The following is a 24195-nucleotide window of genomic DNA, read 5'->3' as shown; positions in this document are numbered from 1 at the left end:
CATATGCGATAAAAATATAAAAGGTATTAGTTGTATTTATTAGATCCGCGTCTAGGCTGATCTGCGGAGCCTGTGCTTGCCGGTCCCAGGGAGGGGTGCGTGCAAGTGCGTCAACACCTTGCTGGCAAATGCCGGGCATGGGCCCATCAAACAACAACTCGACAGGGATGTGAGTGCATGAATGCCCAGAAACCCGTGACCATCTATGAACACGCCGATGAAGTGAGCAGCCTGCAGGGCGTGGTCGACCTGGTGAAGCTCTCCGACCAGTACCGCCAGTCCGCCATCCTGCATTCGGCGCTGGCCCAGCGCGTGTTCGACCACACCCGCCAGCCAGTCGGTGCCGAGGCTTTGAGCGATGCGCTGGGTTGGGTGCCGAACAAGGGCCGTATATTCCTCAACGCGCTGGTGGCCATGGGCCTGCTCAAGCGCACCGCACAAGGCTTCGAGAACCTGCCGCTGAGCCAGCGTTTCCTGGTTAGCGACAGCGCCGAGTTCATCGGCCCGATCATCGACCATCAGCGCCTGCAGTGGCACAACTGGCCACGCCTGGACGAAGTCCTGCGCAGCCGCGATTCGCTGGACTTCCAGCAGGAGAACCGCTTCAAGCACGACCTGGCGGCCCGCGATGCCTTCAACGACGCCATGGTCCGTTTCAGCCAGCCGATGGTGGACGTGCTGCGTGACCTGCCGCTGTTCGACAAGGCCCGTCGGGTGATCGACCTCGCCGGCGGCCACGGCACCTACCTGGCCGAGATCGCCAGCCGCCATCCGCAGGTCAAAGGGGAGGTCTGGGACCTGGAGCCCACCCGCGAGGCGGCCGCGGCCACCTTCGCCAAGTACCGACTCGACGAGCGCCTGGGTTTCCATGCCCGCAACCTGCTGGACCTGGCCCAGTACCAGGGCGAGCGCGCCGATGTGGTGATGCTCAACGACTGTCTGCACTACTTCACCCGCGAGCAGGTGCGCACCCTGATCGCTGGCGCCGCTGGCATGGTCGAGGGCGACGGCGCGCTGCTGGTGCTGAGCATGGCCCTGGAAGACGATGAGATTCATCCGGCCCTGTCGGCCGACTTCTCCCTGCACATGATGCTCAACACGGTCAACGGCGAACTGCACCCCAGCCGTTACCTGATCGACAGCATGGCAGCGGCGGGGCTCACGGTGGAGCAGGAACCGATCGGCCGCTACACCCTGCTGATCGGCCGGAGGGCTGCCTGATGTTGCGTCTATTGGCATTGCACGCCGCGCCGCTCGGTGACGCCGCTGCCCAGGCCCTGGACAGCCTGGGCAGCGCCGCGGCCGCAGCGGGTTTCAGCCTGCAGGTCAGCCAGAAGCCGGTCGGCCAGGGTCCGGTGGACGCGGTCTGCCTGTTGCTTGACAGCGCCACGCCCGCCACGGCGCTGAACACCCTGCTCAGCGAGGCCGCCGGGCTGTGCCGCAATACCGCGCTGGTGCTGGTGCGGGTGCAAGGCACGCTGGCGCAGCTGCCGTCCGCCACGGGGGTGATCGCCCAGTGGCAGCAGGCCAGCCAGGGCTTCCTCTACCCGTACCCGCTGGATATCGCCAGCGGGCAGGTACCCGGGGTGGCGATCAAGGACTGGCTGGCGGGCTTCGCCAAGTTCGCCGCGGCAACCAAACTGTGGCGTTCCCTCGACGGCCTGGGGCTGGACGAGGCGGCGCGGGCCAGGCAGCGTCCGGAAATGAACCACGTGAACATCCTGACCCGCGACCTGGAGGCGTCCAAGGCCTTCTACAGCGACATACTCGGCGCCAACTACTGCTACAACCTCGGCCCGCGCAAGGCAGTCATGGAGCTTAACGGCTTCGACTTCTTCATCGAACAGAGCGAGTCGTTCAGCTACCCGGCCGGCTACCACATCGGCATACGGGCACTGCCCGAGGATGTAAGGCGCATTGCCGACCAGGTCACCGCCGCCGGCACCATCAAGCTGGTCAAGGGCAACGGCCCGGCGCCGGGTTATCACCATGGGCCGGACAACGTGCGCAGCGCCGTCTACTTCGAAGACCCTGATGGGTTGGTGATCGAGGTGTACAGCGCTGAAGTGGAGATGATCGAAAGCAACCCGCGGTTGCTCCTCGACCGTCTCTGACCCCACGTCGTCACACGCCTGCCGTGCCTTTGCGCGCGCAGGTGTGAGCCCAGGCAGGTATTCGCATGAACAGCTACAAACAGTGGCATTGGCCACGGCTGCCCAGCCCGTTGCCCAAGGATGTCAGTGACCGGGCATTGATGGGCTATTCCGAGCAGTACCAGGAGCATCCCCTGCAGGCCAAGGTCGGCGAAGCGTTCGCCGATCTGCTCCAGGCTCCGCTGGACGTCCTGCTCGCCATCCTGGAACAGCCGCGCCAGCCTTTAGCGCGTCGCATCGGCGCCGGCGAGGTGCTGGCGCTGCGCGGTGATCCACGCATCGACACCTTCGCCCCGGACATGATCGACATTCCCGCGGCGCGGGTGCACATCGGCCTGGACCCAGGCGCGGTGGCGCAGGTGATGGACCAGTTCGACGGGCTGGGCCTGGACCGCAGCTGGATCGAAAAGGAGACCCCGCGCCATGCGGTCGAGCTGGCGGCGTTCCGCATCGCCCGCTTCCCGGTGACGCACCAGGAGTATCGCCAGTTCCTGCTCGACAGCGGTCATGCCGGCATCCCCGACGGCTGGGCCTTCGGCCGTTACCCACGGCACCATGCCAACCACCCGGTGTACAGCGTTTCGGCCAGCGATGCCGATGCCTATGCCCGCTGGCTCAGCGAGCGTACCGGCCGGCGCTTCGCCCTGCCCACGGAGGCGCAGTGGGAGTATGCCGCCGCCGGTGCTGAAGGGCGCCAGTTCCCTTGGGGCGACGCCTACCAGGTCGAGCACGCCAACACTGCCGAGCTGGGCTACCTGGACAGCACGCCGGTCGGTGTGTTCATCGATGCGGCCTCGCCGTTCGGCGTGCTGGACATGGCCGGCAACGTGGAGGAGTACGTTGCCGAGGACTACCAGCCTTACCCCGGTGGCCCCCGCATCGAGGACGACCTGGTGCTCGATGTTGGCACCCACCGCGTGGCCCGTGGTGGCAGCTTCACCCGTTTCCGCGACCTGGCGCGTACCGCGCGCCGCCACGGGCGTTACCCGCGACCGATCTACGTCATGGGTTTGCGCCTGGTTGAAAACCACAACTGAGTTTTTCCGTCTTCCGTGCAAGAGGTCTGATTCCATGAACAAGGATGTTTCGCTTCACACCATCGTGCCGATTTCCATCCTCGGCGGCGATGTCGATGCTCATTTCTTCGGCTTCCACGGCTTCGAGCGTGACCAGGAGCATTTCGCCGTGGGTATCGGGCGCGATCAGTGCGACGTGCCGCTGGTGCGGGTGCATTCCGAATGCATCACCGGCGATGTGTTCGGCTCGCAGCGCTGCGATTGCGGCCCGCAGCTGCAGGAGGCCCTGCGCACTCTCAAGGAGGTCGGCGGCTACCTGATCTACCTGCGCCAGGAAGGGCGCGGTATCGGCCTGTACTCGAAGTTCGAGGCCTATCTGCTGCAGGACTCGGGCCTGGACACCTACGAAGCCAACCTGCGCCTCAACCACCTGGCCGACTCACGCTCCTTCGACCCTGCCGTGCAGATCCTGCGCGCCCTGGGCGTGGACCAGTGCCGGCTGCTGACCAACAACCCGGAGAAGGTCGCCCAGTTACGCGCCGGCGGCATCGATGTGATCGAGCAGGTACCCACCGGGGTGTTCCTGACCAACCACAACCGCAACTACCTGCAGGCGAAGGCCGTCAAGTCCGCCCATTCGATCAAGCTCTGACCCCCAGCGAAAAAGGATCTTTCGATGAAACACATTGGCCCTATCAGCGGTATCGCCGCCCATGCCGCGCACTTCGTCGCCACCGCAGGCTACGACAACCAGGTGATCCTGTGGAACGCCGCCACCGGCGAGCCGATCCACCGTGTGCACCATGACCACCTGGCCAACCAGTGCGCCTTCAGCAGCGACGGCAAGCACCTGGTCAGCGCCAGCAGCGACTACACCGCGCGTATCTGGGAAGTGCCGAGCATGCGCCTGAAGGCCGTGTTGCAGGGGCACAACGACGACGTCGAGATGGCGGTGTTCTCGCCTGACAGCCAGCGTGTGGCGACCTGCTCGCGTGACCACGTGCTGCGCATCTTCGACCTCGATGGCGTGCAGCTGCAGGCATTCCATGGCCACCAGGCCGACGTGATCTCGGTGGTCTGGTCGCCGGATGGCCAGCGCCTGATCTCCAGCAGCGATGACGGCACCGTGCGCCAGTGGGACACCCGCAGCGGCCAGCAATGCGACGAGGTGGACATCGGCGGCGTGGAAACCGATACCATCGCCATCACCCGCGAAGGCGTGGTGTTCGCCGGCGATGACGAGGGGCGCATCTCGATCATCGCCGACGGCCAGGTGCAGACCGTGCCGGCCCATGCCGCAGGGATCAAGCGCATTGTCTGGAACGACGACAAACGCCTGCTGGTGAGCCTGAGCTACGATCGCTCGGCGATACTCTGGACCTTCGACGCCGGGCGCAACCTGGTCAAGCGCCGCAGCACCGCGCTGCCGAGCATCGTCTGGCCACGCAGCTGCGCCTTCGTCGGCGACGAGCAACTGGTGTTCGCCACCTTCGGCTCGCGCTACGCCACCTGGAACTACGAGCAGGACCAGTGGCAGGTATCGGGCATCGAGCCGGCGGTGAGCATCAATGCCGTGGTGCGCAGCGAAGAGCGCCAGTACAGCATCGGCGACGCCGGTATCCTGCACCGTGACGACCAGCCGGTGACCTGTGTCGGCAGCCTGTGCAACTTCCTCCTGCCGTTCGGGCCGCTGCTGCTGACCGGTGGTCAGATGGGCCAGGTGTTCGATGGCCTGTCCGGGCGCATGCTCTACCAGCACCGTTCGCCGCTCAACTGTGGCGCCACCTTCGTCAAGCAGGGCGAGGACCTGGCGCTGATCGGCACCTACACCGGCGAAGGCCTGGTGTTCGGCCATGACGGCAAGGGCGGCCTGCGCCTGGTGGCGTCGATCCCCATGCACGACAACGCGATCAAGGGCGTGGCCGCCGACGAGCGTCACCTGTTCAGCGTCTGCGCCTCGGCCGACGCCGCGTTGCACAGCATCGCCGACTTCAGCTGCGTGCGGCACATCGAGGCGGCGCACACCCGCATTTCCAACGGCTGCTGCCCGATCACCGGCGGTTTCGCCAGCATCGGCCGCGACCTCAAGTTGCGCCTGTGGCTGGAGACCGGCGACGAGGTGTTCGATTCGCCGCACCAGCACTCGATCAAATGCATCGCTGCCTCCAGCGATGGCCGGGTGATCGCCACCGCCGCCTACAACGGTACCGTGGCGCTGTTCGACCTGGCCTCGCGGCGCTGGCTGCCGGTGCAGCGACCCACCGCCAGCGGCATTTCCTGCCTGACCCATGACGCGGCCAGCGATGCGTTCCTGGCCAGTTCCTATGACGGGCGCATCTACGGCATCGACGCCCGCCTGGCATCCTGAAGGAGCAGCACGATGAGCAAGCAAGCAAGCGACTTCATGCCCCAGGGCGACTACCGCAAGGCCCTCGACACCTCGTTCGTGCACCGCTACAGCCATGGCGAGGACGAGTGGTCGTGGGATGTCGGCATGATCCAGGCGGCCCAGGCCTTCCTTGAACGGCTCGACCCGCAGGGCGACCAGCATGTGCTGGATATCGGCGTGGGTCGCGGCCGCGACGCCTCCACCTTTATCCTCGCCGGGCACCGCGTCACCGGGCTGGATATCGTCGAGAACTCCAGCTGGCCGTTGCTGCGCAAGCGTTGGGGCGATCGCCTGGACCTGGTGAACAAGGCCATGCAGGACTGGCAACCGGCGCCGGGAACGGTGTTCGACGCGGCCCTGGACAACGGCTGCTTCCACCACCAGCACCCGGATGAATGGGGCCCTTACCTGGCCCATGTGCGCCGGCTGCTGCGCCCCGGCGCCTTGGTGGGGCTGAACGTGTTCGGGGTTGATGATGCCCACCCCGAGGCGGGGTGGCGGGAAATGGACAACCAGCGCCAGGGCTATTTCTTCACCGACGATGGCATCCGCCAGACACTGGAGGCCCACGGCTTCACCTGGCAGGGCCTGGAGGTGATCGAGCGTCAGCATGGCGAGGCCCGCTATCTGCTGGCGCTGGTCCGCACGTGAGTGCGCTCGACCGCCATTACCTGGACATGGCCCTGGCGCTTGCCAGCCAGGGCCTGTACAGCACCATGCCCAACCCGCGCGTCGGCTGCGTGATCGTCAACGATGGCCAGGTGGTGGGGCGCGGCTGGCACCAGCGCGCCGGCCACGCCCATGCCGAGGTACACGCCTTGCAGGAGGCAGGCCCGGCGGCGCGGGGGGCCACCGCCTATGTGACGCTCGAACCTTGTGGTCACCATGGGCGCACCCCGCCGTGTGCCGATGCCCTGGTGGCCGCCGGGGTGCGCCGGGTGGTCACGGCCAGTGCCGATGCGTCGCAGAGCATCGGTGCGGTTCGGCTGCGCGAAGCTGGCATCGCGGTCGAGGCCATGCCCTGTCCCACGGCGCGAGCACTCAATCGCGGGTTTTTCTCGCGCATCGAGCGCCAGCGCCCCTGGGTGCGGGTGTTGCGGCCGGCGGCGCTGGCCATCGGCGCGATGGGTGAGGGCGCGATGCTCAGCCATTGCGACGAGCAGGCGCCGCTGGAGCACTGGCGGGGCAGGGCGTCGGCGTTGTTGACCACCTGTGACTGGGTCAAGGCCTGCGACCCGTCGTTGCTGGCGCAGGTACCGGCACAGCGAGTCGAGCCGGTGACTCCGTTGCGGGTGGTGGTCGATCAGGGGCTCGATTGCCCTGCCTCGGCCAAGGTGCTGGATGGCCTTGCACCGACGCTGGTGCTGCATGCGGCGCAGGCGACACGTGACGGGCGCTATGCCCGAGCGCGCTGCCAGGTGATCGAGGATGTCGATGCGCGGCGGGTGTTGCAAGTGTTGTACGAGCTCGACTGCAATGAAGTCCAGGTCGAGGCGCAGCCGGCGTGGTGCAAGGCCTTGGCGCGCCAGGGGCTGGTGGATGAGTGGCTGGTACAGGTTTGAGCGGGGACGCCTTGTGCGTCCCATCGCCGGCAAGCCCGTTCCCACAGGATGGCGCATGGCTTGAGGTTGACGCGATCGGTGCGGGCTTGCCGGCGATGCGTCGCGTTAGCGGCGCCAGTGATCTCAGCGGCTGCAGATCAACCCGACCTGCAGGCTGTTCTGCTCGAACAGATCCCAGTACCCCGGCGGGTGCGCCTTCTTGCGGATGCCGCTGATCAGCGGGGCGATCCAGCGCACATTGCGCAGCCCCACGTCATGGGCGGCTTGCTCGTAGACAGCCTTGTGCCAGCGGTAGTAAGTAAAATCCGCCGGCGGCGTGCTCATGAACTGTCCTTGGCAGCGGAAGCCACCTTCGACCGGCTGTTCGTCCAGTACGTGGATGCCGTACTCGGTGAAGTTGCCGCGGGCCAGGTCGAAGGCCGGGTTGGCGGTATAGGCAATCAATTGACCGAACGGCTTGAGGTTGAGGGCGACGCTTTCGAACATGCGACGCAGCTCCTCGACGCTGCTGGCGTAGTTGAACAACCAGGCGGCGGTGACCTTGTCGTACTGGCCGATGCGGCCCATCTGCGCCACGTCGCGCACTTCGTAGGCGATGCCGTCGTTGGCCTGGCGCGCCTGATAGATCATGCTCGGCGAGATGTCCACCCCATGCACCCGCGCCGCGCCCCAGTCCTTCAGGCGGCGGCTGAAGAAACCATGGCCGCAGGCCAGGTCGAGGATCTCCTCGCCGATCACTTCGCCGGCCATGTAGCGAAAGGTGTCGACCTCGACCCCGCGCTGGCTGGCGTGGCTGGTGAAGTCTTCGAACTGCTCGCTGATGCGCTCGTAGACTTCCTTGGATTCCTTCATGGTCACTCCTTGCGTTCAGAGGTGAGGCGCAGCGCCAATGGCAGGGCCAGCAGCGGTGCGCAGGCGAATACGGCGAACAGCCACAATGCCGCCCGGCGCGCGCCCTCGACGCCACCGGGCTCAACCAGCCCGGCGCTGTTGGCTACCAGGCCGGCCAGGGCCGCGGCCAGCGCGGTGGCATACAGCTGCACGGTGGTGATCGAGGCCGAAGCGAGGTTTTCCTCGCCGGGGCGCGCCGCTTGCAGCACGCGGGTAAGCAAGTGCGGCCAGCCCAGGCCGATGCCCAGGCCCACGCCGGCCAGGGCCAGGGCAAACACGGCCAGGCCTGGCGTGCTGGCCACCCACGCTACGGCGGGTGTCAGCAGAGCCAGGGCCAGTAGCGCGAGGGCCACCAGCAGCGGACCGCAGCGGATCTGCCAGGCGCCGCCATCGCGGTCACGCCCGGCGCTGGCCAGGGCGCCGACCGTCCAGCCGGCGGCCATCACGGCTGTCAGGTAGCCCGCGGCCAGGGGGCCGAAGCCATGGATGCGCTGCAGGAAATAGGGCACATAGATCTCGGTGGTGATGGCCGCCACCAGCAGGCACATCATGGCGAACAGCGCGCCCATCGGTTGCCTGAGACTGTAGGCACCGGTGGGCAGCAGGTGGTGACGGGCACGGGGATCGAGGCGGGCGATCAGCGCGGCGATGGCCAGCCCGGCGACGATCCCGGCCAGATTGACCCACAGTGAGTCGGCCAGGCTGGCCGCGCAGATCGCCAACACCGAGGCCACCAGGCAGGCGATCAGGCCATAGGCCGGGCGTGCGCCATTGTCGTCCAGCGCCTGGCGCGCCGGCAGGCGCAGGCAGACGATCAGCGCCAGGGCGGCGGCCACCGGCAGTAGCGACCAGAATGCCCAGCGCCAGTGCCCGCCCTCGGCGAACACACCGCCCACGGCCGGGCCGCACAGCGTGGCCACCCCCCACATCGCCGAGACCAGGGCCATGGCGCGGGGCCACAGGCGGCTCTCGAACACCAGGTGGATCAGTGCATAGCTCAAGGCGAACAGGATGCCACCGCCCAGGCCTTGCACGCTGCGCCCGATCAGCAGCAGCGGCATGCTGGTGGCCATTGCGCACACTGCCGAACCGAGGGTGAACACCAGCAGTGCCAGCAGGTAGGCGACCCGTGGCCCACCGCGGGCCAGCAGGCGGGTGGAAAGGGTGGAGCCGATGATCGAGGCCACCACGAACAAGGTGGTGTTCCAGGCATAGAAGGCCAACCCGCCGATTTCGTCGATCACCGTGGGCAGCAGCGTGGTGACGATATAGACATTGACGGCGTGCAGGGCGACCCCGCCGGCCAGGGCGATCGAGCGCAGCGCGTTGCCGCCGCTGAGCAGTTCGCTCCAGCGTGCGGGGGGCTGTTCGGGGATGGCGGTCATGAAGGCTCCTTGCGTGATCCTGCGTTGGGAGTCTAGGAGCCGGAAAATCATTATTCAAGAAGTTGCTTGTGTAATTTGGCCGCAGTGGATTTGTTAGGATCGTGCTCTTTTGTCTTGTTCCAGGAGCTTCACCCATGATCATCAGCACCACCAGCCAGCTCGAAGGCCGCCCCGTTGCCGAATACCTCGGTGTGGTCAGCGCCGAATCGGTGCAGGGGATCAACTTCGTGCGCGATTTCTTCGCACGCTTTCGCGACTTCTTCGGTGGCCGTTCGCAGACCCTGGAGAGCGCGCTGAAGCTGGCCCGCGAGCAGGCCACCGAGGAGCTTGTGGCGCGGGCACGGCAGTTGCAAGCCGATGCGGTGGTAGGCGTGGACTTCGAGATCAGCATGCCGTCGGTGCAGGGCGGCATGGTCGTGGTGTTCGCCACCGGTACGGCGGTGCGGTTGAAGTAAGGCCAGTTGCCACTGGTCGGGCAAGGAGGTTTTGTCCGGCTGGTCTGCAAATGACCGACTAGTCTCACTTCAACGGGCCGCTGCTTCACTAGGCAGGTGCATTGCCTGCCGGCACGGTCGCCATTGGAGGGAGTCAGGGCATGAGCGAATCTTTTTTTGAAGACCTGAACGATGCGTTTCCGATCAACAGCCAGGTGCGCTGCGGGCAAGCGGCCTTGCGCCTGGGCTTTGCCAACATGACCCTGGACGAATCGGAGCAACTGCAGCCGGCGCACCTGCAACGGGCCAAGAAGGGGCGGTTCACGCCGCGTGTCCCGTCGAAAAAGTGAAACAGCACATTAGCGGGGCAAGCCCGCTCCCACAGACCTTGCTAGAAATCTGTGGGGGCGGCTTGCCCCGCGATCATGTTTGTCCGAACACTGCAAAACCGCCCAACGGCACGCATTTTCCGTCATTTCTTGATCCCGCTCATGGTATCGGTGCGTCCCCCTCGCCGCCGGCTTGAGGCTGTGCTTTTCTTGCGCGGCATTTCAGACACGGAGTATCGACTTCAATGCGAATCAGGGAAGAGACCTACTGGCAATGGGCCGATGCGCAGTTGCACAGCCGCAGCCATGACGAGGAGTTGAGCGACGGCACCAGCATCGATGTGCAGGTGCGCCTGTCCAGGGTTGGCGCCACGCAGCTGTTTCTCGGGCTGTACGCCCGCGACGGCAAGGCACTGCTGGAGGAGTACTACCCCTCGCGTCCGGGCGAAACCATGACACGGGCCCTGGTGTGGGGCGTTGACCGTGCCCGCGCCCTGGCCACGGGCGCCTTGCCGCTGCCCGAAGCGATGCCGCGCAGGCGCCAGGCATGAAAAAGCCCGGCCTTTGTCGGGCCGGGCTCAAGAAACGGTGTAAAGCCGCGGGATCAGTTCAACGCGTCGATCACCTTGATTGCCTGCCGCTCACGGGCGGTCGGCCATTCTTGTTGCAGGGTCTCGAGTACGCGACCGACGAAGGAGGTGTCGGCGGCGGCCTTCTTGCCGACGTAGCCCTGGCCACGGCGGTAGACCTTGAAACGGGCGCGCATGCTGGGCATGTGCGATTCGAACTCGTCTTCGACCGTGTTCGGCGGCAGGCGATCCAGGCGGACCTCGCCGGATTGGCTGACCCACAGCAGGTGGTCGTCGAGGCTGTCCTTGCGCGCGGCGAACAGCTGGGCCAGTTGGTCGATGGTTGGATTGTTGTTCAAGTTCATCATAAAGCCCCCATTACTCACATTCGTTGGTGAAGTTCGTCTGAAGTTCACATTGGCGCCACACCATGTAGCGCGCTAACCAAGGCTGCTACAGCAGCTTCGCAACAGGGGCTTTCTCACGCTGCCTTCTGGGCAGTTTCCCTCTCCACGGACGGCCTGCGTTACCGCGCAGGCCGTCTGGAACACCCTTGCCACCGCTCCCGATCAGGGAGACGGCCTCATCATGCCCAAGGCGCGGGAAGGGCGTCAACCGTTTTGTAGTGATTATTTTTAGTCACTACATCTTGTCGGACAATCCTCTTCGTTGTGTCTGTCGAGTCCGTTCGCCGGCGCCGGGAATCGGCCGTCATGGCTCCAGGCTTGAGAGGATGCGTTGCGCGACACGTACCCGCTCCTCGTTGGGGTAGTTGCGGTTGGCCAGCAGTACGATGCCCATCTGTTTCGACGGCACGAATGCCACGTAGGCGCCAAAACCGCTGGTTGCGCCGGTTTTGTTGTACCAGGCGGCAGGCTCGGCGGGCAGCGCCGGGTTCAACGCCTTTATCGGGTTTTCTCCGCGGATGATCTTGGCGCCGTTGTATTCCAACAGGGTGTCGAGGTTGACCGGGTAGGGGTAGCGCTCCCAGCCCAGGCCCTGGGTCATGGCGCCGACCTGGAAGTAGCCGGCCTGGGTGATGGCGATGGCCTGGCGCAGGGCAGGGTCGAGCGCGGCCGGTTGCAGTTGCAACTGGACATAGCGCAACAGGTCGCTGGCGCTGGTCTTGATGCCGTAGGCCTGCTCGGCGTAAGGGCCCGGGCTGACTCGCACAGGCTTGTCCTTGGCGTCGTAGCCCTGGGCATAGAGGCCCCGGAGGTTGGCCGGTACTTCCAGGTAGGTGTGCTCGAGGCCCAACCGAGGCAGCAGCCCCTGGGTCATCAGCTCGGCGAATGGCCGCTGTTGCGCACGCGCCGCCAGGTCGCCGAACAGGCCCAGGCTGGGGTTCGAGTAGCAGCGCTGGGTGCCGGGTTCGGCGCGGCGTTGCCAGTGCTGCAACCAGGCCAGGGTCTGCTCAGGCGTTTGCACCTCGTCGGGGAACTGCAGCGGCAGGCAGTCGCCGCTGTAGGCGCCCAGCTCAAGCACACTGGCGCTGCCGATCGGCGCCTTGGCCAGGGCGGGCTGGTAGCGGCTGGCGGGCGCCGCGAGGTCGAGCTTGCCCTCGGCGCTGGCCAGGGCGGCGAGGGTGGCGGTGTAGGTCTTGCTCACCGAGCCGACCTCGAACAACGTATCGCGGGTCACTGCCTGGCCGCGGGCCTTGTCGGCCAGGCCGTAGTTGAAATAATGCGATTGGCCATTGGCATACACTGCCACGGCCATGCCGGCGATGCCGTGCTCGCGCATCAGCGGCTGGATGACGCCATCGACGCTGTGCTGCAGGTCACCTGCCAACAGTGGTGGCGCGGCCAGCGTCAGGGCAGTGGCCAGCAGCAGGTGCGGGGGACGTTTCATGGTGCAAGGTTCCTTTTCGTGATTCAGCCGCCGGGTTGTCCGTTGGGCGACACTGGCAGGGGTTCCGGCGTTAGTGGCATAAAGGCCGAGACCTTATCGTCCAGGCTTGCACAAAGACAAGGCGGAATCTGTGATGAGATATTTGCGCATGCTGTTCGACAACTTCACCCTGGCCCTGCTCGGGGTGGTGTTCATCGCCACCGTGCTGCCGTGCGCAGGCGAGGGCGCGGTGCTGTTCGGCTGGCTGACCAACCTGGCCATCGGCCTGCTGTTCTTCCTGCACGGTGCCAAGCTGTCGCGCGAGGCGATCATCGCCGGTGCCGGCCACTGGCGCCTGCACCTGCTGGTGTTCTCCTGCACCTTCGTGCTGTTCCCGCTGCTGGGGCTGGCGTTCAAGCCGCTGTTCGTGCCGCTGGTGGGCAATGAGCTGTACCTGGGCGTGCTCTACCTGTGCGCCTTGCCGGCCACGGTGCAGTCGGCCATCGCCTTTACCTCGCTGGCCCGTGGCAACGTGCCTGCGGCGATCTGCAGCGCGGCGGCCTCGAGCCTGCTGGGGATCTTCCTCACGCCGCTGCTGGTGGTGATGTTGCTGGGCGCCTCGGGCGACACCGGCTCCGGGCTGGACGCGGTGCTGAAGATCACCCTGCAGTTGTTGGTGCCCTTCGTCGCCGGGCAGATCGCCCGCCGCTGGATCGGTGCCTGGGTCCAGCGCAATGCGCGCTGGCTGAAGCTGGTGGACCAGGGCTCGATCCTGCTGGTGGTGTACACCGCCTTCAGCGAGGCGGTGGTGACCGGGTTGTGGCACACGGTGTCGCCGCAGCACCTGGCGGGCCTGTTCGCCGTGTGCGGGATCCTGCTGGCGGTGGTGCTGCTCGGCACGCGGCTGCTCGGGCGGCTGCTGGGCTTCAATGTCGAGGACCGCATCACCATTCTCTTCGCAGGGTCCAAGAAGAGTCTGGCAACCGGCGTGCCCATGGCCCAGGTGCTGTTCGTCGGCGGTGGCATTGGGGCGATGATCCTGCCGTTGATGCTGTTCCACCAGATCCAGCTGATGGTCTGCGCGGTGCTGGCGCAGCGTTATGCCGCGCGGGTCGAGGAAGGCGCGCGGGCGTCGGCGGCTTCCTGAGACGGATCCCTGCCGCAGGCCCGCGCCAGCGACCTACCAGGCCAGCGGCCGGTCGAACCCTTTCCAGCACAACCAGCGGCGCACCTCGCCATGCGCCCCCGTGCCGATCTGCCACTGCGGTCGGCCACGGTCCAGGGCGATCTGCGAAATGAACCCGGCATGGCTGGCCACCACCAGGGTGCGGCCGTCGGCGCTGATGTCCATCGCGCTGATGGTCGAACCAAGATAGTGCTGCCAGTGCTCGTGGCCGTCCTCGCCGAAGGCGCGCAGGTAGCCATGGGCGTCACCGACGATGTATTCGCCATCGCGGGCCACCCCGGCGTAGACCCTTGCGCCGTCCTGCAGCAGTGGCGTGCGCGGGTCATTGCTGTAGAAACCGGTATCCAGCCCCGGCAGGTCGGCCAACCGCACGCCGACGGTGCCGCCCTGATAGAAGTGGCAGGCATTGAGGATCAGCTGGTCACCCCGGCGGTTGAACAGCGCGAAGTGCGGGTACTCGCTGGCCGGGCCGACCTCTGCGATGCGCCTGAACTGCTCGTCGAGCACCAGGTGACGGCCGCATTGTTCGCCCAGGGCGACCAGCCTGCCGTCCGGTGACAGCGCGGCATGTGCCATCGTCAGGCCCAAGGCGATGTCGTCCGGGTCAGTGCCCTGGCGCAGCTCCTCGAGAATATCGTCCTCGCGTGGCAGCAGGCGCGTGACACCAGCGGCGGCAAGCACGAAGATGCCGTCGCTGCTGACCAGCAGGACCCGCTGGCCATCGGGGAAGGGCAGCAGCGCAGTGGGCGTCGGCGGCAGGTCGAAGGGGTCGAACGGGTAACCCGCCGGTAACCCTTCCAGACCATGGGGCCAGGCCAGCCGCGCCACTTGCGGGCCACCCCAGCCATCGGTCACGCGTACCCCCTCGGCGTTGCCCAGGGCGAAGTAGCGCCGCCCTGGGCAGCGCCCGAAGTGCTCGACACCGATCACCGGGGTGACGCCCTGGTCGTCGAGGCGCAGCACCTGGCCGCGCTCGAACGGCATGCCGATGCGCACCAGCAGGCTGCCGTCGTCGAGCAGCAGCAGGTTGCCGATGCCCTGGGCCTGTTCGTCGAGCAATGGCAACAGCGGCAGATGCGCCGGGGGCCAGGCTTCGCGGAACAACTGGCGTTGCTGTTCGTCGGTGCCCGGGCGGTTTATGGCCAGCAGCGCCGCCTGCCAGGCGTCAAGCAGGTGCTCGGTGGCCGGCGCCTGTGGTTCCTCCAGATCGTCCCAGCCTTGCGCGCGGCCCTGCGCGACATAGCGGTTGATGGCCTCGGCATAGGCGATGACCGCCTCGCGCCATTGCTGCTGGGGGTGCTGCTTGTCCATGGGCGGATCGAACTCCTTGTTCCGCAGGGTAGGTGATGTGCGACAAAAGGGTGCACGCAGGCGCGCATGGTACTCCGTCCGCGCCCGCGGTTGTGAGGCTCGGCCTTGATGCGTACCATGCCGGACATCCTTTCAATAAGAAAACGTGCGTCACCGGCCTGGAACCTGGGCAGGCGATGCGCGTCCTGTTGCCTTGTCCGCGGAGAAAAACATCTTCACATGAATGGTCCCGTCCCCACCTCCATGCCTCCCACCGCCGGCAGCGGCAGTTGGCTGAGCGTCATCGCCCTGGCGCTGGCGGCGTTCATCTTCAATACCACCGAGTTCGTCCCGGTGGCGCTGCTCAGCGATATCGGCCGCAGCTTCGAGATGACCACCGCACAGGTCGGCCTGATGCTGACCATCTACGCCTGGGTGGTGGCACTGGCCTCGCTGCCGATGATGCTGGTGACCCGCAACATCGAACGCCGCCGCCTGCTGCTGCTGGTGTTCCTGGTGTTCATCGTCAGCCACTTGATGTCGTGGCTGTCCCAGAGCTTCGCCATGCTGCTGGTCAGCCGCATCGGCATCGCCCTGGCCCATGCCGTGTTCTGGGCCATCACCGCGTCGCTGGCGGTGCGCGTGGCGCCGCCCGGCCAGCAGGCCAAGGCGCTGGGCCTGCTGGCCACCGGCACCACCCTGGCGATGGTCATGGGCATCCCGCTGGGGCGTGTGGTGGGTGAGGCGCTGGGCTGGCGCATTACCTTCCTGTGTATCGCCGGGGTGGCGCTGGCGACCATGCTCTGCCTGATGAAGTCGCTGCCGCTGCTGCCGAGCCAGAACTCCGGCTCGCTGCGCAGCCTGCCGGTGCTGTTCAAGCGTCCGGCGCTGGTGATCACCTACATGCTGGTAACCCTGGTGATTACCGCGCAGTTCACTGCCTACAGCTACATCGAACCCTTCGCCCTGCACGTGGCACGGATCAGTGGCGAACACACCACGTTGCTGCTGTTGCTGTACGGCGGTGCCGGCGTGTTCGGCTCGGTGTTGTTCAGCCGCTACAGCGAGCGTTTCCCCCATGGCTTCCTGGTGGGCGCCATCGGCGCGCTTGCCGCGTGCCTGCTGCTGCTGTTGCCGCTGTCGGGCAATTTCCAGGTGTTCGCCGCCCTGAGCATGGTCTGGGGCGTGGCGATCCTGAGCTTCAGCCTGGCCTTGCAGTCCAAGACCCTCAAGCTTGCCTCGGATGCCACCGACGTGGCCATGGCGTTGTTCTCCGGTATCTACAACATCGGTATCGGTGGCGGTGCGTTGCTTGGCAGCATTGTCAGCAGCCAGGTGGGCGTGGCGCATATCGGCCTGGTGGGGGGCGGCGTGGCGGTTGTCGGCCTGGTGCTGGCGCTGGCCAGTACCCAGCGCTTTCGCGAAGCCCTGACTCGGGTGCCTGGGCAGGCGTGAACCACGCCTTCTGCAGGAGCGGTCAAAGCCGCTCTTGCAGGATTTTCATTGACCAAGAATCCCGGTTCCTGGCACCTCCAGCCCTGCAAATGTCTCCCGACTGATCCGCATCAACTTCCCTGTCAACACGCGCCCCTGTAATAGGGGCGCTTGTGTATCGGCAAGGCTGCCTCTAATATCCAAGCGTTTTCTTGTGTAATTGCCTGGCGTCCCGCCCAGGCCATCAATACGGACGTTGATATGGATTTGCACACTTCCCTGTGGCTGTTCCAGGCCATCCAGGCCGTGGGCCTGGCGTTGTGGCTGAGCATCGCGGTATTGAACAACCTGCAGGCCTTCGCCAGCTCCGTCGGCGCCATTGGCGCCACCTTGGCCATGGCGCCACTGCGCCAGCCGCCGGCCATTGAATTCCCCTTGCTGCGCAGGGCCTGTCATTCGGCGGGCCTGGCCCGCGCCGCGCTGCTGGTGATCCTGCTACTGCAGATCGTCGCCAGCCTGGCGGCCTGGGTCGGCACCTATGGGCTGATCGTCGCCCAGGATCCGCTCCTGGCCCGGGCCTGGTTGAACCTGGCACTTGGCGCCTTCCTCGCTTTCACTTTCGCCATGCTGCTCGGGGGCCTGTGGTTCGGCTACTGGATACGCCAGGAAGGCCTGCAGCTCACCCACCTGGTGCTGGTGCTGTGGGCGACCCTGGCGTTCTTCCTGTTCAACCTGGATTGGGCCTGAGGCGAGGACGCGCAATGAATAGCAAGGCAATACTTGGCAGTGCCCTGGTGCTGGCCCTGGCCACCGCCGGTGGCCTGGCCTGGCGCCACACCGGGGAGGCCCAGGCCACGGCAGCCGCGCCGCGGCACCTGGTCAAGGTGGCCCTGGCCACGGTACAGAAAGCACCGCAGAAACGCGCCTTCGCCGGCGTCGGCGAGCTGGAGGCGGTGCACCAGGTGCTGGTGTCGGCCGAGATCGGCGGGCGGGTGACGGCGATCAACTTCAGCTCCGGCCAGCAGGTGCGCAAGGGTGATGTGCTGGTCACCCTCAACGATGCCCCGGAGCAGGCCGAGCGCCTGCGCCTGAAGGCCCAGCTGGACAATGCGCGGACCAACTACCGGCGCGTCAAGGACCTGCTGCGCGAGAACGCCGCCACCCAGGAACAGCTGGACAACGCCCTGGCGGCCCGCGACATGGCCCAGGGCGAGCTGGCCCGTACCGAGGCGGTGATCGCCCAGAAGGCGGTGCGCGCACCCTTCGACGGGCGCCTGGGTATCCGCCGGGTGAACCAGGGCCAGTACCTCAATGTCGGCGACCCGGTGGTCAGCCTGATCGACACCCGCAGCCTGTACGTCAACTTCTCCCTCGAGGAGCAGCTCAGCGCCCAGCTGCGCACCGGCCAGGCGGTCGAGGTGCGGTTGGATGCCTTCCCCGATACGGCCTTCACCGCGCACATCACCGCTATCGACCCCTTGATCGGCCGTTCGCGCACGGTGCAGGTGCAGGCCACCCTGGCCAAGCCCGATGCGCGCCTGTCGGCCGGCATGTATGCCAGCGTGCAGGTAGCCAGCCCCGATGACGGCCAGGTGCTGACCGTGCCGGAAACCGCCGTTGCCTATACCGCTTACGGCGACACGGTGTTCGTCGCCCGCCACGATGCCGCCGCCGATGCCCTGGTGGTGCAGCGTGTGGCGGTGCGGACCGGTGAACGCCAGGCCGGGCGGGTGGTGATCGAGCAGGGCTTGCGCGAGGACGACCAGGTAGTGGTGTCCGGGCAGTTGCGCCTGAGCGACGGCGCCGCCGTGCAAGCCACCGAAGACACCCTGCAGGCCCCGGCCAGCGGCGCCTGACCCCAGCGAGAAAACGCCATGACATTCACCGACCTGTTCGTGCGCCGGCCTGTGCTGGCGCTGGTGGTCAGCACCTTGATCCTGCTGCTGGGGCTGCTGTCGCTGCTGCAGTTGCCGATCCGCCAGTACCCCTTGCTGGAAAGCTCGACCATCACCGTGACCACCGAGTACCCCGGCGCCCCCGCCGAGCTGATGCAGGGTTTCGTCACTCAGCCGATCGCCCAGGCGGTGTCGTCGGTGGAAGGTATCGACTACCTGTCGTCCTCGTCGGTGCAGGGCCGTAGCCTGGTGACCGTGCGCATGGAGCTGAACCGCGACTCGACCCAGGCCCTCACCGAGGTGATGGCCAAGGTCAACCAGGTGCGTTTCCGCCTGCCGGAGCGGGCCTACGATCCGGTGATCGAGCGTTCGGCGGGCGAGTCCACGGCCGTGGCCTACATCGGTTTTGCCAGCGCGAGCCTGCCGATCCCGGCCATGACCGACTACCTCACCCGGGTGGTCGAGCCGCTGCTCAGTACCATCGAGGGTGTGGCCAAGGTCCAGGTGTTCGGTGGCCAGACCCTGTCCATGCGCCTGTGGATCGACCCGGCACGCCTGGCCGCCCGGGGCCTGACCGCGGCCGACGTGGCCGAGGCGGTGCGCCGCAACAACTACCAGGCGGCGCCGGGCAAGGTGAAGGGCCAGTATGTGATCGCCAATATCCGCGTCGACACCGACCTGACCTCGGTCGGCGACTTCCGTGAGCTGGTGATCCGCAACGACGGCAACGGCCTGGTGCGCATCCGCGACATCGGCACGGTCGAGCTGGGCGCGGCTTCGGCCGAGACCAGCGCCAGCATGGACGGCGTAGCGGCGGTGCATCTGGGGCTGTTCGCCACCCCGGGCGGCAACCCGCTGGTGATCGTCGACGGCATCCGCCAATTGCTGCCGCAGATTCGCCAGACCCTGCCGCCCGACGTCAAGGCCGAGCTTGCCTTCGAGACGGCGCGTTTCATCCAGGCCTCCATCGACGAGGTAACCAAGACCTTGCTCGAGGCCTTGGCAATCGTCGTGGTGGTGATCTACCTGTGCCTGGGCTCGCTGCGCACGGTGCTGATTCCGGTGGTGACCATCCCGCTGTCGATGCTCGGGGCCGCGGCGCTGATGCTGGCCTTCGGTTTCAGCGTCAATCTGCTTACCCTGCTGGCCATGGTGCTCGCGGTGGGGCTGGTGGTGGACGACGCCATTGTCGTGGTGGAGAACGTCCACCGCCATATCGAGGAAGGGCGCACGCCGGTGGCGGCGGCGTTGATCGGCGCCCGCGAGGTAGCCGGGCCGGTGATCGCCATGACCATCACCTTGGCGGCGGTGTACGCGCCGATCGGCATGATGGGCGGCCTGACCGGCGCGCTGTTCCGCGAGTTCGCCCTGACCCTGGCCGGGGCGGTGGTGGTCTCCGGCGTGGTGGCCCTGACCCTGTCGCCGGTGATGAGCTCGTTCCTGCTCGACGCCCGCCAGTCCGAGGGGCGCATGGCCCACGCAGCCAACCGTTTCTTCGACTGGCTGGCCGAGCGCTACGCCCATGTGCTGGGCTTCTCGCTGAAACACCGCTGGATCAGCGTCGGTTTCGCCTTGCTGGTGCTGGTCAGCCTGCCGCTGTTGTACGCCTTGCCGCAGCGCGAGCTGGCGCCGACCGAGGACCAGGCCGGGCTGCTCACCGCGATCAAGGCGCCGCAGCACGCCAACCTGGCCTATGTGGAGCGCTTCGCCGACAAGCTCGACGCGGTCTACCGGACCCTGCCAGAGACCGTCAGCACCTGGATCATCAACGGTAGCGACGGCATCGCCTCGGGCATCGGCGGCATCAACCTGCAGCCATGGGGCGAGCGCGAACGCAATGCCTCGCAGATCCAGCTCGACCTGCAGGCGGCGGTGAACGATGTCGAGGGCACCAGCATCTTCGCCTTCCAGCTGCCCGCGCTGCCGGGCTCCACCGGTGGCCTGCCGGTGCAGATGGTGCTGCGCAGCTCGCAGGACTACCGGGTGCTGTTCGACACCATGGAGCAGGTCAAGGCCAAGGCGCGGCAGAGCGGCCTGTTCGCCGTGGTCGACAGCGACCTGGACTACAACAACCCGGTGGTGCAGGTGCGCGTCGACCGGGCCAAGGCCAACAGCATGGGTATCCGCATGCAGGACATCGGCGAGTCGCTGGCGGTGCTGGTGGGCGAGAACTACCTCAACCGGTTCGGCCTGGATGGCCGCTCCTATGATGTGATCGCGCAGAGCCCGCGTGACCAGCGCCTGACCCCTCAGGCCCTGACCCGGCAGTACGTGCGCAGCGAGGAGGGCAGGCTGGTGCCGCTGTCCACCGTGGTGCAGGTCAGCGAGCAGGTCGAGCCCAACCGCCTGACCCAGTTCAACCAGCAGAACGCCGCGACCTTCCAGGGTATTCCGGCGGCCGGCGTCACCCTGGGCGACACCGTGGCCTTCCTCGAGCACGCCGCCGCCGAACTGCCGGCGGGCTTCAGCATCGACTGGCAGTCCGACGCGCGCCAGTACCAGCAGGAGGGCAACGCCCTGATGCTGGCCTTCCTCGCCGCCGTGGTGGTGATCTACCTGGTGCTGGCGGCGCAGTATGAAAGCCTGGTCGATCCGCTGATCATCCTGATCACCGTGCCGCTGTCGATCAGCGGTGCCCTGCTACCGCTGGCGCTGGGGGTAGCCACGGTGAACATCTACACGCAGATCGGCCTGGTGACGCTGATCGGTCTGATCAGCAAGCACGGCATCCTCATGGTCGAATTTGCCAACACCTTGCAGGCCGAGCAGCACCTGGACCGGCGCACGGCCATCGGCAAGGCAGCGCAGATCCGCTTGCGGCCGATCCTGATGACCACGGCGGCCATGGTGGTGGGGCTGATCCCGCTGTTGTTCGCCTCCGGTGCCGGTGCTGCCAGCCGCTTCGGGCTCGGCGTGGTGATTGTCACCGGGATGCTGGTCGGCACCTTGTTCACCCTGTTCGTGCTGCCGACCATCTACAGCCTGCTGGCCCGTGACCATGCCAGCACGGCGCGTTCGGCACGGGCCCGATCGTTGGCCGAAACCCTGGAGGGGCAGCCATGAAGCCGGTATTCGTCGTATCCCTGCTGGCCCTGGCCTTGTCGGCCTGCAGCGTCGGCCCCGACTACCGCAAGCCCGAGGCACCTGCCAGTGGTCTGCACAGTCCGCAGCGCGCCGCCTTCGCCGCCCGTGGCGAGATGCCGGAGCAGTGGTGGCGGTTCTTCGACGATCCGCAGCTGGTGCGTCTGGTCGACCAGGCCCTGGTCAACAACCACGATATCCGCCAGGCCCATGCCAACCTGCTGGCGGCGCGGGCGCTGTTCGACGACCGCAGCCTCGACCGCTACCCCTGGGTCACCGCCCGCGCTGGCTACAACCAGAGCCTGGAGCAGCAGCAACCGGCCGATGGCAGCGACCCGCGGCGCATGCGCACCGAGCAGTACCGCGCCGGATTCGACGTGCAGTGGGAGATCGACCTGTTCGGCCGCCTGCAGCGCCTGACCGACGCCGCCGAGGCGCGTGCCGACGCGGCGGCGGCTGACCTTCGCCAGGTGCGCTTGAGCATCGCCGCCGAGGTGGCGCGCAATTACTACCTCAAGCTCGGGCTCAAACGCAGCCTGGTGGTGGCCGAGGATCAGGTCGAGGCCTGGCGCGAGACCCTGCAACTGACCAGCGCCCAGGTGCGCGCCGGCAGTGGCCAGTACGAAGACCAGCAGAACGCCCATGCCAACCTGTTGCTCAGCGAGGCGGCGGTACCGCCGTTGCAGGCGGCCATCGAGCAGGCGAGCTATCGCCTCGATGTGTTGACCGGGCAGGTGCCGGGCAGCCAGGAGCAGGGCGCCGCGCCGTTCCTGCCGCCATTGGCGCGCCAGTTGCCGCTGGGTGACGTTGATGCGCTGATTGGCCAGCGACCTGATGTGGTCAGTGCCGAGCGTGAGCTGGCGGCCAGCACCGAGGATGTCGGCGCGGCCACCGCCGAGCTGTACCCACGGTTGGACCTGGGCGGTTTCATCGGTTTCTTCGCCTTGCGCAGCGGCGACCTGGGCAGCGCTGCCCGCGCTTATGAGCTGGCGCCGATGGTCACCTGGCCGGCCTTGCGCCTGGGCAATGCCCGCGCCCGCCTGCGGGTGCGCGAGGCGCTGGCCGAGGGCAGCCAGGCGCGCTACCAGCAGGCGGTGCTGCTGGCCCGCGAGGAAGTGGAAAACGCCGTTACGCAACTGGTGCGCAACCAGGCGCGGCTGCAAAGCCTGGTGGCCTCCGCCGGGCACGGCAGCGAGGCCATCGACATTGCCAACAAGCGCTATCGGCGCGGGGCCGGCACCTACCTGGCGGTGCTCGAGAACCAGCGTGCGCTGTTCTCGATCAAGCGCGAGGTGGCGGAGGCGGAGACGGCCTCGTACCTGGATGCGATTGCGCTGTACAAAGCCTTGGGGTGGGGGAGCGAGGCGATGTAGCCTGTGTTGCCAGGTACGCTGTGGCAGCCCGGCAAGACATGCGGGCTTCCCTCCTTTGGCAAGACCACGAGCAATGGCCTAATTTTCCCCGCGCGCCTTTCGTTTTCATGAAAGCCGCCCTGCGCCCGGCGCGTTCGGCCCTCATCATTCAAGGAGACAGGCAATGACTTCCGTTTTCGACCGCGACGATATCCAGTTCCAGGTAGTGGTCAACCACGAAGAGCAGTATTCCATCTGGCCCGACTACAAGGCGATCCCCAATGGCTGGCGCGCGGTGGGCAAGAGCGGCCTGAAGAAGGACTGCCTGGCGTACATCGACGAAGTCTGGACCGACATGCGCCCACTGAGCCTGCGCCAGAAGATGGCCGAAGCCGTGGCGCAGTAAGGCGGTGTCGACCCTGAACCTGCTGTGCCTGCCGTATTCCGGTGCCAGTGCGATGGTCTACAGCCGCTGGCGACGCAAGCTGCCGGCCTGGCTGCAGGTGCGCCCGGTAGAGCTGCCCGGGCGCGGCGCGCGCATGGGCGATCCGCTGCACACCGACCTGCGGGCCCTGGCCCGGCAGTTGGCCCATGAGCAGCGCGCCGTCACCCATGCGCCTTACGCCGTGCTCGGGCACAGCCTGGGGGCGTTGGTCGCCTTCGAGCTGGCCCATGAGTTGCGTGCACTCGGCTGCCCGCCGCCTGTGGCCTTGTTCGCCTGCGGCACCGCAGCGCCGACCCGGCGCGAGGATTACGCCGGTGGCAAATGGACCGAGCCGCGTGGCGATGCCGAATTGATCGCCGAATTGCGCAAGTTGGGTGGTACCTCCGAGGAGGTGCTGGCCAACGAAGAGCTCATGAGCCTGGCCTTGCCGATCGTGCAGGCGGATTTCCTGCTTTGCGGCCGTTATGCGTATGAGCAGCGCCTGCCATTGCAATGTCCCTTGCATGTATTCGCTGGCGAGAACGATCGCGCCAATGATGAACAATTGCAGGCCTGGGGGCGGGAGACGGTTGGCGAGTATTCGCTGGCGAAGTTTCCGGGAGGGCATTTCTTTATACATGAGCATGAAGATCGTGTGCTTGATGTGCTGTGCAGGACGTTGGAGCCATTGCGGCTTTGTGCGTGATGGACAGGGCGGTTTATAGAATTCTCTTACAGTTTGATAATTCTGCAGTGGCCTCATGCCTGGTTATCGGCGAGAGGCCTGACTGCATATAAGAACTTTCAACTCCCAATCCAAAACATATTTTCTTGCTCTTGCTCTTGCTCTTGCTCTTGCTCTTGCTCTTGCTCTTGCTCTTGCTCTTGCTCTTGCTCTTGCTCTTGCTTCTAAGTGCGCGATAGTTCAGGCGACACAAATTGCGACTTCAGGAGGCCGAACGCAGGTCTTGCGGA

Annotated in this window: 23 protein-coding genes; 18 read left to right on the top strand and 5 right to left on the bottom strand. The window is 66.4% G+C overall.

What is annotated here, in order from left to right; translation table 11 throughout:
• Positions 1-177: 177 nt before the first annotated feature.
• The 7 genes from ACQ4OD_RS11660 to ribD all read left to right on the top strand — a co-directional run bounded on the left by ACQ4OD_RS11660 (position 178) and on the right by ribD (position 7120).
• A complete protein-coding gene (locus ACQ4OD_RS11660; RefSeq protein WP_110701543.1) occupies positions 178-1221 on the top strand; it encodes a methyltransferase in 1044 nt (347 codons plus the stop codon).
• Positions 1221-2114, top strand: coding sequence for a VOC family protein (locus tag ACQ4OD_RS11655; RefSeq protein WP_258701500.1), 894 nt, complete (start codon positions 1221-1223; stop codon positions 2112-2114). Before ACQ4OD_RS11660 ends, ACQ4OD_RS11655 begins: the two co-directional genes overlap by 1 nt.
• Before the next feature lie 65 nt (positions 2115-2179).
• Positions 2180-3190: a formylglycine-generating enzyme family protein gene (locus ACQ4OD_RS11650; protein ID WP_139670375.1), complete on the top strand. Its 1011-nt coding sequence runs from the start codon at positions 2180-2182 to the stop codon at positions 3188-3190.
• Positions 3191-3224: 34 nt separating this feature from the next.
• Positions 3225-3821 (top strand): GTP cyclohydrolase II RibA, encoded by a 597-nt coding sequence (gene ribA / locus ACQ4OD_RS11645; RefSeq protein WP_102685058.1) that lies wholly within the window; start codon positions 3225-3227, stop codon positions 3819-3821.
• Positions 3822-3845: 24 nt separating this feature from the next.
• Positions 3846-5537 (top strand): WD40 repeat domain-containing protein, encoded by a 1692-nt coding sequence (locus tag ACQ4OD_RS11640; RefSeq protein ID WP_110701558.1) that lies wholly within the window; start codon positions 3846-3848, stop codon positions 5535-5537.
• Between the two features lie 12 nt (positions 5538-5549).
• Positions 5550-6209 (top strand): SAM-dependent methyltransferase, encoded by a 660-nt coding sequence (locus tag ACQ4OD_RS11635; RefSeq protein ID WP_102685056.1) that lies wholly within the window; start codon positions 5550-5552, stop codon positions 6207-6209.
• Complete coding sequence (ribD, locus tag ACQ4OD_RS11630) at positions 6206-7120, top strand: bifunctional diaminohydroxyphosphoribosylaminopyrimidine deaminase/5-amino-6-(5-phosphoribosylamino)uracil reductase RibD (protein ID WP_430944328.1); 915 nt, start codon at positions 6206-6208, stop codon at positions 7118-7120. Before ACQ4OD_RS11635 ends, ribD begins: the two co-directional genes overlap by 4 nt.
• A 123-nt stretch (positions 7121-7243) precedes the next feature.
• Here ribD and ACQ4OD_RS11625 read toward each other — a convergent pair whose 3' ends face one another.
• Complete coding sequence (locus ACQ4OD_RS11625; RefSeq protein ID WP_198755121.1) at positions 7244-7972, bottom strand: class I SAM-dependent methyltransferase; 729 nt, start codon at positions 7970-7972, stop codon at positions 7244-7246.
• Positions 7973-7974: 2 nt separating this feature from the next.
• A complete protein-coding gene (locus ACQ4OD_RS11620; RefSeq protein WP_110701561.1) occupies positions 7975-9396 on the bottom strand; it encodes an MFS transporter in 1422 nt (473 codons plus the stop codon).
• Positions 9397-9530: 134 nt separating this feature from the next.
• Here ACQ4OD_RS11620 and ACQ4OD_RS11615 point away from each other — a divergent pair, with 134 nt between their 5' ends.
• The 3 genes from ACQ4OD_RS11615 to ACQ4OD_RS11605 all read left to right on the top strand — a co-directional run bounded on the left by ACQ4OD_RS11615 (position 9531) and on the right by ACQ4OD_RS11605 (position 10710).
• Complete coding sequence (locus ACQ4OD_RS11615) at positions 9531-9851, top strand: YbjQ family protein (protein ID WP_023632483.1); 321 nt, start codon at positions 9531-9533, stop codon at positions 9849-9851.
• Positions 9852-9991: 140 nt separating this feature from the next.
• Complete coding sequence (locus ACQ4OD_RS11610) at positions 9992-10180, top strand: hypothetical protein (protein ID WP_023632482.1); 189 nt, start codon at positions 9992-9994, stop codon at positions 10178-10180.
• A gap of 224 nt (positions 10181-10404) precedes the next feature.
• A complete protein-coding gene (locus ACQ4OD_RS11605; RefSeq protein ID WP_139670384.1) occupies positions 10405-10710 on the top strand; it encodes a hypothetical protein in 306 nt (101 codons plus the stop codon).
• Between the two features lie 53 nt (positions 10711-10763).
• Here the strand turns inward: ACQ4OD_RS11605 and ACQ4OD_RS11600 are convergent, their stop codons facing one another.
• Together ACQ4OD_RS11600 and ampC are read right to left on the bottom strand one after the other, a co-directional pair.
• Positions 10764-11096 carry a hypothetical protein gene (locus tag ACQ4OD_RS11600; protein WP_046855208.1) on the bottom strand — a complete coding sequence of 111 codons (333 nt, stop codon included), beginning with the start codon at positions 11094-11096 and terminating at the stop codon, positions 10764-10766.
• 343 nt (positions 11097-11439) lie between these two features.
• Entirely contained in the window at positions 11440-12579 is a 1140-nt protein-coding gene (ampC, locus tag ACQ4OD_RS11595) for a class C beta-lactamase (protein ID WP_258600544.1), read from the bottom strand.
• A gap of 133 nt (positions 12580-12712) precedes the next feature.
• Here ampC and ACQ4OD_RS11590 point away from each other — a divergent pair, with 133 nt between their 5' ends.
• On the top strand, positions 12713-13705 hold the full coding sequence (locus tag ACQ4OD_RS11590) for a bile acid:sodium symporter family protein (RefSeq protein ID WP_430944327.1): 993 nt from the start codon (positions 12713-12715) through the stop codon (positions 13703-13705).
• A gap of 33 nt (positions 13706-13738) precedes the next feature.
• Here the strand turns inward: ACQ4OD_RS11590 and ACQ4OD_RS11585 are convergent, their stop codons facing one another.
• On the bottom strand, positions 13739-15055 hold the full coding sequence (locus tag ACQ4OD_RS11585) for a hypothetical protein (protein ID WP_430944326.1): 1317 nt from the start codon (positions 15053-15055) through the stop codon (positions 13739-13741).
• Positions 15056-15274: 219 nt separating this feature from the next.
• Between ACQ4OD_RS11585 and ACQ4OD_RS11580 the strand changes: the two genes are divergently transcribed.
• From ACQ4OD_RS11580 to ACQ4OD_RS11550, 7 genes are all read left to right on the top strand, one after another.
• Positions 15275-16489, top strand: a complete 1215-nt coding sequence (locus ACQ4OD_RS11580) for a sugar transporter (protein WP_102685047.1) — start codon at positions 15275-15277, stop codon at positions 16487-16489.
• Between the two features lie 240 nt (positions 16490-16729).
• Positions 16730-17215, top strand: a complete 486-nt coding sequence (locus tag ACQ4OD_RS11575) for a DUF2165 family protein (RefSeq protein WP_110701571.1) — start codon at positions 16730-16732, stop codon at positions 17213-17215.
• Positions 17216-17229: 14 nt separating this feature from the next.
• The gene (locus tag ACQ4OD_RS11570; RefSeq protein WP_139670392.1) at positions 17230-18324 is read left to right on the top strand and encodes an efflux RND transporter periplasmic adaptor subunit; all 1095 of its coding nucleotides are present in this window, start codon (positions 17230-17232) and stop codon (positions 18322-18324) included.
• Between the two features lie 18 nt (positions 18325-18342).
• Complete coding sequence (locus ACQ4OD_RS11565) at positions 18343-21426, top strand: MexW/MexI family multidrug efflux RND transporter permease subunit (protein WP_430944325.1); 3084 nt, start codon at positions 18343-18345, stop codon at positions 21424-21426.
• Positions 21423-22817 carry an efflux transporter outer membrane subunit gene (locus ACQ4OD_RS11560; RefSeq protein WP_102685043.1) on the top strand — a complete coding sequence of 465 codons (1395 nt, stop codon included), beginning with the start codon at positions 21423-21425 and terminating at the stop codon, positions 22815-22817. Before ACQ4OD_RS11565 ends, ACQ4OD_RS11560 begins: the two co-directional genes overlap by 4 nt.
• A 163-nt stretch (positions 22818-22980) precedes the next feature.
• Positions 22981-23202: an MbtH family protein gene (locus ACQ4OD_RS11555; RefSeq protein ID WP_054889282.1), complete on the top strand. Its 222-nt coding sequence runs from the start codon at positions 22981-22983 to the stop codon at positions 23200-23202.
• 4 nt (positions 23203-23206) lie between these two features.
• Positions 23207-23926, top strand: coding sequence for a thioesterase II family protein (locus tag ACQ4OD_RS11550; RefSeq protein WP_139670394.1), 720 nt, complete (start codon positions 23207-23209; stop codon positions 23924-23926).
• Positions 23927-24195: the final 269 nt, after the last annotated feature.

The organism is Pseudomonas sp. WC1, from assembly GCF_050586565.1.
In the GTDB taxonomy this organism is placed as follows: domain Bacteria; phylum Pseudomonadota; class Gammaproteobacteria; order Pseudomonadales; family Pseudomonadaceae; genus Aquipseudomonas.
Note: the sequence above shows the minus strand (reverse complement) of the source record. Positions and strands in the feature narration are given on the sequence as shown.

Excerpts from the sequence above, each read along its gene's own strand:
- ACQ4OD_RS11585 (WP_430944326.1), bottom strand. The coding sequence starts at position 15,055 with ATGGACAAGCAGCACCCCCAGCAGCAATGGCGCGAGGCGGTCATCGCC.
- ACQ4OD_RS11565 (WP_430944325.1), top strand. The coding sequence starts at position 18,343 with ATGACATTCACCGACCTGTTCGTGCGCCGGCCTGTGCTGGCGCTGGTG.
- ACQ4OD_RS11655 (WP_258701500.1), top strand. The coding sequence starts at position 1,221 with ATGTTGCGTCTATTGGCATTGCACGCCGCGCCGCTCGGTGACGCCGCT.
- ACQ4OD_RS11660 (WP_110701543.1), top strand. The coding sequence starts at position 178 with ATGAATGCCCAGAAACCCGTGACCATCTATGAACACGCCGATGAAGTG.
- ACQ4OD_RS11620 (WP_110701561.1), bottom strand. The coding sequence starts at position 9,396 with ATGACCGCCATCCCCGAACAGCCCCCCGCACGCTGGAGCGAACTGCTC.
- ACQ4OD_RS11590 (WP_430944327.1), top strand. The coding sequence starts at position 12,713 with ATGAGATATTTGCGCATGCTGTTCGACAACTTCACCCTGGCCCTGCTC.
- ACQ4OD_RS11635 (WP_102685056.1), top strand. The coding sequence starts at position 5,550 with ATGAGCAAGCAAGCAAGCGACTTCATGCCCCAGGGCGACTACCGCAAG.
- ACQ4OD_RS11640 (WP_110701558.1), top strand. The coding sequence starts at position 3,846 with ATGAAACACATTGGCCCTATCAGCGGTATCGCCGCCCATGCCGCGCAC.
- ACQ4OD_RS11580 (WP_102685047.1), top strand. The coding sequence starts at position 15,275 with ATGAATGGTCCCGTCCCCACCTCCATGCCTCCCACCGCCGGCAGCGGC.
- ACQ4OD_RS11570 (WP_139670392.1), top strand. The coding sequence starts at position 17,230 with ATGAATAGCAAGGCAATACTTGGCAGTGCCCTGGTGCTGGCCCTGGCC.
- ACQ4OD_RS11560 (WP_102685043.1), top strand. The coding sequence starts at position 21,423 with ATGAAGCCGGTATTCGTCGTATCCCTGCTGGCCCTGGCCTTGTCGGCC.
- ACQ4OD_RS11575 (WP_110701571.1), top strand. The coding sequence starts at position 16,730 with ATGGATTTGCACACTTCCCTGTGGCTGTTCCAGGCCATCCAGGCCGTG.
- ACQ4OD_RS11605 (WP_139670384.1), top strand. The coding sequence starts at position 10,405 with ATGCGAATCAGGGAAGAGACCTACTGGCAATGGGCCGATGCGCAGTTG.
- ACQ4OD_RS11650 (WP_139670375.1), top strand. The coding sequence starts at position 2,180 with ATGAACAGCTACAAACAGTGGCATTGGCCACGGCTGCCCAGCCCGTTG.
- ACQ4OD_RS11625 (WP_198755121.1), bottom strand. The coding sequence starts at position 7,972 with ATGAAGGAATCCAAGGAAGTCTACGAGCGCATCAGCGAGCAGTTCGAA.
- ACQ4OD_RS11610 (WP_023632482.1), top strand. The coding sequence starts at position 9,992 with ATGAGCGAATCTTTTTTTGAAGACCTGAACGATGCGTTTCCGATCAAC.
- ACQ4OD_RS11600 (WP_046855208.1), bottom strand. The coding sequence starts at position 11,096 with ATGATGAACTTGAACAACAATCCAACCATCGACCAACTGGCCCAGCTG.
- ribA (WP_102685058.1), top strand. The coding sequence starts at position 3,225 with ATGAACAAGGATGTTTCGCTTCACACCATCGTGCCGATTTCCATCCTC.
- ACQ4OD_RS11615 (WP_023632483.1), top strand. The coding sequence starts at position 9,531 with ATGATCATCAGCACCACCAGCCAGCTCGAAGGCCGCCCCGTTGCCGAA.
- ampC (WP_258600544.1), bottom strand. The coding sequence starts at position 12,579 with ATGAAACGTCCCCCGCACCTGCTGCTGGCCACTGCCCTGACGCTGGCC.
- ACQ4OD_RS11555 (WP_054889282.1), top strand. The coding sequence starts at position 22,981 with ATGACTTCCGTTTTCGACCGCGACGATATCCAGTTCCAGGTAGTGGTC.